Consider the following 8245-nt stretch of genomic DNA (forward strand, 5'->3'; position numbering starts at 1 on the left):
GTTCAACTGACAAATTGACTAAAGTCTTAGCATATTGTAATGCAATATCTTCAGACTGTTTGAAGCGTTCAAAAATTTGTTTGACAGAATTAACAGTGTTTAGTAGCTCTTCTACATTTACTTGTTCAACTGACAAATTGACTAAAGCCATAGCATATCGTAAAGCAATGTCTTCAGACTGATTGAACTGTTCAAAAATTTGTTTGACTGAATGAATAGTGTTGCCCAGTTCTTCTATGTTTACTTGTTCAGCTGACAAATTGACCAAAATCGCGGCATACCTCAACGCAATGTCTTCTGATTCAGGGTATTGCTCATAAATTATTTTAGCTTTTTTTGCTAGAGCTTCACAGGCAGTCTTATCTGTCTCCTTGGTTGATAAGTCAAAGAGCTTATTTAACTCTGTTAAACTTTCTTTCAAATTGTATTTCTGTTCATCCATTCTATGTACCTCGCTTGAAATAGTAGCTATCTTATAAACTAATTTATTTTTCGTATGATAATTAGTTTCTATACATTTTATTATATCAAAAATGTTATCTTTCTACTAACAGATGGATGGCGTTTTTTGTTGATATAAGCACCAAAAAAACCAGATAGAGTCTGGCTTTGCATAGTTTATATCTGAGAAGTATTTTAGAAAAATTAGAGAATTTTATCAGTTCTGTCCACTGTAAAGAGGGCCACAGTCATCAGGAGATCGACGAGTAAGAGAGCAGCTACAGCTGGTACCCAAGAGTGGAAAAGGTCAAAACTGTAGCCAAAGAGAGTTGGACCAAAGGCTGCTAGGATATAGCCTCCTGTTTGAGAAAGGCCAGATAATTGGGCTGTCTTTTCAGGGGCGCTTGTCTTGAGTGAAAAGTTGACCATGAGATAGGGGAAGAGGGCGCTGGTTGCGGTTCCGATGAGGAGATGGATGGCAAGCCAGTAAAAGAAATTATTGATCGGGAAAAAGAGCATGGAAATACCGACCACGCCAGCCAGTGAGACCAGAGTAAGCATGAGCTGACGGTTGCGAGTAGATAAGCTGGTTGTTAGGCTTGGGATGGTCATTGAAAAAGGAATACTAATCAGAGAGAAGATAGAGGTCAGCAAGCCAGCTTCGTGACTGGATAGGCCTGCATGGATAGCCATTGTAGGTAGCCAGGTCATAGCGGTGTAAAAGAGCAAGGATTGAAAACCTGCAAAGACAATCACTGCCCAGACCTGTTTATTACGCATAACCTTTGTTTGGCTTTTTTGTTTGGTTTGTGGAGCCAGTCTGTGATTATAGCGGTGATTTGGGAGCCAGACCAAAAAAGTTGCTAGACAGAGCAGGGTGAGGAGGATGATAAGTCCTTTCCAAGAACTGGCTTGTGTAATAGGCACAGCCAGATAGGAGGCCAGAGCCGTTGCAATCCCCATAGAGGTTACATATAAGGTGGTCAGAAAACCAATTTTCTTTGGTTGATTGGCTTGGATGAGACTAGGAAGCAGAACATTGATGACTGCGATACTTGCCCCAACCATCAAGGTTCCTAGATAGAGCAGGGGCAGATTGATTAGTCGAATGAGAGAACCGATGGTCAAGAAGAAAAGGCTGTAGGTGAAGAGATGCTCCAAGCCGATTTTTTGAGCCAGTCGGGTAGAAAAGAGTGAGAAGAGGGTAAACATGAGGAGAGGAAGGCTGGTCAGGACACCAAGTGAACTAACTTCGACTCCCAGTCCTTGCGAAATATCTCCCAAAATAATGGGTAAAACAGTAAAAGGAGTCCGCAAGGAAACACCAATCAGGATAATACCTGGAACAAAAAAGAGTGATTGCTTTTTCATATATTACCTCTTCTAGCTGATTTTAATAACAGCTTATTTTAAGGCTTTTTCACTATAATGTCAAGTAAGGTTTCTGGCTTTCAAGATAAAAATGGGAAAGTCTTGAAAATTATGATAAAATAGTGGAAGGAAATCTATACATTGGAGAAAAACTGTGCTTGAAAAGCAAAAAATTAGCGTCTTGATGTCGGTCTATGTAAAGGAAAATCCGACATTTTTGAGAGATGCCATTAATAGTATTCAAAATCAAACCTTGAAACCGAGCGAATTGGTTCTCGTAGAGGATGGACCTCTCACACCAGAACTCTATCAGGTATTAGACCAGGTTGAAGCTGAGTCTGATATTCCAGTGAAACGCTATCCTCTTGAGCAGAATCAAGGTTTGGGTCTGGCTCTTCGATACGGTGTTTTACAGTGTCAGTACGATATCATCGCTCGTATGGATACAGATGATATAGCTGTTCCAGATCGTTTTGAGAAACAGCTTCAGCTAATGGAGAAGGACAAGCTCGACCTATTAGGTGGACATATTGCAGAGTTTATTGATAATCCTGATGAGATTGTTTCTTACCGTCGTGTTCCAACCCAACATGCAGAGATTGTGGCTTATCAAAGGATGAGAAGCGCCTTTAACCACATGACCGTCATGTTCAAGAAGGATATGGTTCTCAAGGCAGGCAACTATGAGGATGGGCTTTATATGGAGGATGACCTCCTCTGGCTCAATATGATTGCTGCAGGAGCCAAGACTGGAAATCTGGATCAAATCTTGTGTCAGGTTCGTGTCGGAGCAGGGATGTTTGAGCGTCGTGGGGGACTACGTTATCTCAAACTCTATCGTCAGGCTCGCCAGCGCATGTTGAAGAGAGGGCAAATTTCTTACATGGAATATGCCAAGAGTGTTGCCATTCAGATGGTTGTTACTCTTTGTCCAGGATTTGTCAGACAGTTTATTTTTATGAAACTGTTACGAAAAAGCAAGTAAAAGATTGTAGCAAATCGTAAACTGGATAAAAAGTGTTATAATAACAGTATAACTATCCAGCTCTTTTAAGGAGGAGTAAATTCCTATGAATAAAAAACTCACAGATTATGTCATTGATCTGGTGGAAATTTTAAATAAACAACAAAAACAGGTCTTCTGGGGCATATTTGATATTTTCAGTATGGTGGTTTCCATCATTGTATCTTATATTTTATTCTACGGATTGATTAATCCAGCGCCTGTTGACTACATCATCTATACGAGTTTGGCCTTCCTGTTCTATCAATTGATGATTGGATTTTGGGGGTTGAATGCTAGTATTAGTCGTTACAGCAAGATTACGGATTTTATGAAAATCTTTTTTGGTGTGACTGTGAGCAGCATCTTGTCATATAGTATCTGCTATGCCTTCTTGCCACTCTTTTCCATCCGTTTTATCGTACTCTTTATCTTGTTGAGTACCTTCTTGATTTTATTGCCACGGATTACTTGGCAGTTAATCTACTCTAAACGCAAAAAAGGTAATGGTGATGGAGAACACCGTCGTACCTTCTTGATTGGTGCTGGCGATGGTGGAGCTCTCTTTATGGATAGTTACCAACACCCAACCAGTGATTTGGAACTTGTTGGTATTTTGGATAAGGATGCTAAGAAAAAGGGACAAAAACTTGGTGGTATCCCTGTTTTGGGCTCTTATGACAATCTGCCAGAATTAGCCAAACGCCATCAAATCGAACGTGTGATCGTTGCGATTCCGTCGCTTGACCCGTCAGAATATGAACGTATCTTGCAGATGTGTAATAAGCTGGGTGTCAAATGTTACAAGATGCCTAAGGTTGAAACCGTTGTTCAGGGACTTCACCAAGCAGGTGGAGGCTTCCAGAAGATTGATATCACAGACCTTTTGGGTCGTCAGGAAATTCGTCTTGACGAATCGCGTCTGGGTGCAGAACTTACAGGTAAGACGATTTTAGTCACAGGTGCTGGTGGTTCAATCGGTTCTGAAATCTGTCGCCAAGTTAGCCGCTTCAATCCTGAACGTATCGTCTTGCTAGGTCACGGGGAAAATTCAATCTACCTTGTGTATCATGAATTGATTCGCAAGTTTCAAGGGATTGATTATGTACCAGTGATTGCAGATATTCAAGACTATGACCGTTTGTTGCAAGTCTTTGAGCAGTATAAGCCAGCTATTGTTTATCATGCGGCGGCCCACAAGCACGTTCCTATGATGGAACGCAATCCAAAAGAAGCCTTCAAAAACAATATTCGTGGAACCTACAATGTGGCTAGGGCTGTTGATGAAGCTAAGGTGCCTAAGATGGTTATGATTTCGACGGATAAGGCGGTCAATCCACCTAATGTTATGGGAGCAACCAAGCGCGTGGCTGAGTTGATTGTCACTGGCTTTAACCAACGTAGCCAATCGACCTACTGTGCAGTTCGTTTTGGGAATGTTCTTGGTAGCCGTGGTAGTGTCATTCCAGTCTTTGAACGTCAGATTGCTGAAGGTGGGCCTGTAACGGTAACAGACTTCCGCATGACCCGTTACTTCATGACCATTCCAGAAGCTAGCCGTCTAGTTATTCATGCTGGTGCTTATGCCAAGGATGGGGAAGTCTTTATCCTTGATATGGGCAAACCAGTCAAGATTTATGACTTGGCTAAGAAAATGGTCCTTCTAAGTGGCCACACCGAAAGCGAAATTCCAATTGTTGAAGTTGGAATCCGTCCAGGTGAAAAACTCTACGAAGAACTCTTGGTATCAACCGAACTTGTTGATAATCAGGTTATGGATAAGATTTTCGTTGGTAAGGTTAATGTCATGCCTCTAGAAGCTATAGATCAAAAGATTGAAGAGTTCCGCACTCTCAGTGGAGATGAATTGAAGCAAGCTATTATCGCCTTTGCTAATCAAACAACCCACGTTGAATAAAAAATCTTTACAATCAAAAAACGCATATTATCAGGTCAGTACATGAAAACCTTGGTAGTATGCGTTTTGTGATGTAGAAATTCGCTTCATTTTCTTCTGATACCCAATGAAAATCAAAGAGCAAACTAGGAAGCTAGCCGAAGGTTACTCAAAGAACAGCGTTGAGGTTACAGAGAAAACTAATGTGGTTTGAAGAGTATGAAATTGAGTTTTTGCCCAGTCTCCGTTATGTTATTGAAAATACTCTAAAACTTGTAGGGGTTTGTGGGCGATATAATCAGGTTGATAGTTTAGCAAATCTGCCTGCTCTCCAAATCCCCAAGTGACGGCCAATTTCTGAATGCCTGTTTCTTGAGCTCCCAGCATATCAAACTTGGTATCTCCGATGATGATAGCTTGTTCCGGTGCTAGTTGATGTGTCTGCAAGGCTTGGCGAATGACATCTGCCTTATGGGGTGCTTCAGGGCTGGAACCATAAATGCCATCAAAGAAATGATGGATTCCCAAGTTTTTAGTCATGTCTTGAGCGGTTGGAGCATTCTTTGTCGTGGTGATATAAAGAGGGTAATTGCTCGATAACTCCTCAAGCAAGTCTACAATCTGAGGGAAGAGTTGAGCTTCATGGATGCCTTTTTCCTTGTAGTAAGATCGGTATATCTGCACAGCGTCAGAAATTTGTTCTTTGGGCAGGCAGGTCGCAAAACTACTTTCGAGGGGCGGTCCCATAAAACCACGAATCGTTTTGGCATCAGGGCTAGGCACCCCCAGCTCTTTAAAGGTATGGGTAAAGGCATTGTGAATCCCGATAGAACTATCAACGAGGGTTCCATCCAGGTCGAAAAAGATAGCTGAGATAGAGGTCATGATTTCTCCTATTTGATAAGCTTATTCTCCGAAAATTTCTTTTTGGAGGCGACGACCAGTAGGGGTGGCGGCGAGTCCACCTTCAGCTGTTTCACGAAAGGCAGTTGGCATGCTTGCTCCTACTTGGTACATGGCATCGATAACTTCATCCACAGGGATTTTAGATTCGATACCTGCCAAGGCCATGTCTGCTGCGATGAAGGCAAAGCTAGCTCCCATGGCATTGCGCTTGACGCAGGGAACTTCAACCAAACCAGCAACAGGATCACAGATGAGGCCTAGCATGTTTTTAATGACAAAGGCAATAGCCTGGCTGGCCTGATAAGGTGTTCCGCCTGCAGCTAGAGTCAAGGCGGCAGCGCTCATAGCAGAGGCTGAACCAACCTCAGCCTGGCAACCGCCCTCAGCACCCGAGATAGAGGCGTTGTTTGCGATGACTAGTCCAAAGGCACCCGCAGCAAAGAGGAAATCCAGCTGTTGCTCGTGACTGAGGTCTAATTTTTCAATAGCAGCAGTGAGAACGGAAGGCAGACAGCCAGCACTTCCAGCGGTCGGAGTGGCACAGACCAAGCCCATTTTGGCATTGTGTTCATTGACTGCGATGGCATTTCGGGCAGCTGATAGAATCGTGTAATCTGATAGAGTTTTTCCGTTTTTGATGTAGTGATCCAATTTGGCAGCATCTCCACCTGTCAGGCCACTACGAGATTTATTTTCATTGAGGCCAAGTTGGACAGAGGCTTTCATGACTTCTAGATTGCGTTCCATGAGAAGGAGAACCTCTTCACGTTCGCGACCTGTCAATTCAAACTCTGTTGTAATCATAAGTTCTGAGACATTTCCTTGAAAGTCCAGATCTGCTTGCTCGACCAATTCTTTGATAGAATAAAACATGCTTCCTCCTATTTAAAGAAATTGACATTGTGGAGATGAGGGATTTTTCGAATTTCTTCGATAGCCTCATCACAGTTGCGACTGTCGACTTCGATAATCATAATGGCTTTTTCACCAGCTTTTTCACGAGTAACATTCATTTGGGCGATATTGATACCATAGCGTGAAAGGGCCTCTGTTACGAGGGCAATCATACCTGGAATATCTTGATGAACGATGATGATAGTCGGTGTATTCATATTGAGAGAGACGGCAAAGCCATTGAGTTCGGTTACCTGAATATTTCCTCCACCGATAGAAATACCAGTTACGCTGATGGTTTTCTGAGCATTTTTGACGGTAATTTTAGTGGTATTAGGGTGAGGGGCATTACTGTCTTTCTGAATGGTCCAGACAATCTTGATACCGCGTTTGTGGGCAATCTCCAGACTGTTTGGGATTTCAGGATCATCTGTATCCATGCCCAAAATACCTGCAACAAGGGCTAGGTCTGTTCCGTGACCGCGATAGGTCTTGGCAAATGAGTTAAAAAGTTGGAATTCGACTTCTGTCGGAGTATCGTCAAAGATGGAAGAGACAATCTTCCCAATACGAACAGCACCAGCGGTATGGCTACTAGATGGGCCAATCATAACTGGTCCGATGATATCAAAGACAGATTGAAAACGAAGTGATTTCATCAGTTTCCCCTTATAAAAATTCTTATCTCTATTATATCAAAGAATGAAGGTCTTGGCTTTAATTGTGGATGAAAACCTTTTTACACTACAAATATCATAAAAAAGCATCTTTTATGACAAAAAATACCTTATTTAGGGAAAGAAAAAATAATTTTGTAATATTTCTACATAAAAGTGTCAAGAAACAGTAACATTTAAAGGGTATCATAGAACTATAGAAAGAAGGAGAATTTTCAAATATGAAATCAACAACTAAAAAGATTAAAACAACTCTTGCAGGAGTAGCTGCCTTGTTTGCAGTATTTGTTCCATCATTTGTATCTGCTCAAGAATCATCAACTTACACTGTTAAAGAAGGTGATACACTTTCAGAAATCGCTGAAACTCACAACACAACTGTTGAGAAATTGGCAGAAAACAACCACATCGACAACATTCATTTGATTTATGTTGGTCAAGAGTTGGTTATTGATGGTCCTGTAGCACCTGTTGCAACACCAGCGCCAACTACTTATGCAGCACCAGCAGCTCAAGATGAAGCTGTTTCAGCCACAGTGGCAGAAACTACAGAGGTAGAGGAAGAAACTCCAGTAGCAAGCGAAGCAGTAGCAGAAGAAACTGTTGTATCAACAGAAGCTTCAACACCAGCTGCAACTGTAAGCGGATCTGAAGCAGAAGCTAAAGAATGGATTGCTCAAAAAGAATCAGGCGGTAGCTACACAGCTACAAACGGACGTTACATCGGACGTTACCAATTGACAGATTCATACTTGAACGGTGACTACTCAGCTGAAAACCAAGAACGTGTAGCAGATGCCTACGTTGCAGGACGTTACGGTTCATGGACAGCCGCTAAAAACTTCTGGCTTAACAACGGCTGGTATTAAGAAATAGGGAAAGAGCTTTGAATGGCTCTTTTTTCTTACATTTTGAGAAGCCTGTTCACTCCTTGTAGACAATATGATATAATTTTTTCAAAAAGTAGTATAATGTTTTTATAGAATATAAATAGTGGTGGTTAGCATGCATGCATTATTAGCAACAAGATTAAAAAATAAGCGAAAAGAGCTGGGC

Annotated in this window: 7 protein-coding genes and 1 pseudogene; 3 read left to right on the forward strand and 5 right to left on the reverse strand. The window is 41.8% G+C overall.

Annotation, left to right across the window (positions count from 1 at the left end; all coding sequences use genetic code 11):
- Window positions 1-442 (reverse strand): annotated as a pseudogene (locus tag RWO85_RS09105) (hypothetical protein); the annotation flags it as partial.
- Window positions 443-645: 203 nt separating this feature from the next.
- Window positions 646-1812, reverse strand: a complete 1167-nt coding sequence (locus tag RWO85_RS09110) for an MFS transporter (protein WP_314415454.1) — start codon at window positions 1810-1812, stop codon at window positions 646-648.
- A 154-nt stretch (window positions 1813-1966) separates the two neighbouring features.
- Here RWO85_RS09110 and RWO85_RS09120 point away from each other — a divergent pair, with 154 nt between their 5' ends.
- Both RWO85_RS09120 and RWO85_RS09125 read left to right on the forward strand, forming a co-directional pair.
- Window positions 1967-2797 carry a glycosyltransferase gene (locus RWO85_RS09120; protein WP_399553592.1) on the forward strand — a complete coding sequence of 277 codons (831 nt, stop codon included), beginning with the start codon at window positions 1967-1969 and terminating at the stop codon, window positions 2795-2797.
- Window positions 2798-2882: 85 nt separating this feature from the next.
- Window positions 2883-4733 (forward strand): nucleoside-diphosphate sugar epimerase/dehydratase, encoded by a 1851-nt coding sequence (locus RWO85_RS09125; protein ID WP_314415456.1) that lies wholly within the window; start codon window positions 2883-2885, stop codon window positions 4731-4733.
- 231 nt (window positions 4734-4964) lie between these two features.
- On the opposite strand, the gene RWO85_RS09130 is transcribed toward RWO85_RS09125, so the two are convergent.
- From RWO85_RS09130 to sdaAB, 3 genes are read right to left on the reverse strand one after another with little or no spacing between them, the layout of a single operon-like run.
- Complete coding sequence (locus RWO85_RS09130) at window positions 4965-5597, reverse strand: HAD family hydrolase (protein WP_314415458.1); 633 nt, start codon at window positions 5595-5597, stop codon at window positions 4965-4967.
- Between the two features lie 21 nt (window positions 5598-5618).
- The gene (sdaAA, locus tag RWO85_RS09135; RefSeq protein ID WP_000500046.1) at window positions 5619-6491 is read right to left on the reverse strand and encodes an L-serine ammonia-lyase, iron-sulfur-dependent, subunit alpha; all 873 of its coding nucleotides are present in this window, start codon (window positions 6489-6491) and stop codon (window positions 5619-5621) included.
- An 8-nt stretch (window positions 6492-6499) separates the two neighbouring features.
- Complete coding sequence (sdaAB, locus tag RWO85_RS09140; protein ID WP_314415459.1) at window positions 6500-7171, reverse strand: L-serine ammonia-lyase, iron-sulfur-dependent subunit beta; 672 nt, start codon at window positions 7169-7171, stop codon at window positions 6500-6502.
- 239 nt (window positions 7172-7410) lie between these two features.
- On the opposite strand from sdaAB, the gene RWO85_RS09145 reads away from it, so the two are divergent.
- Window positions 7411-8058, forward strand: coding sequence for a LysM domain-containing protein (locus RWO85_RS09145; RefSeq protein WP_314415462.1), 648 nt, complete (start codon window positions 7411-7413; stop codon window positions 8056-8058).
- Window positions 8059-8245: the final 187 nt, after the last annotated feature.

This window comes from uncultured Streptococcus sp. (genome assembly GCF_963521865.1).
GTDB lineage: Bacteria > Bacillota > Bacilli > Lactobacillales > Streptococcaceae > Streptococcus.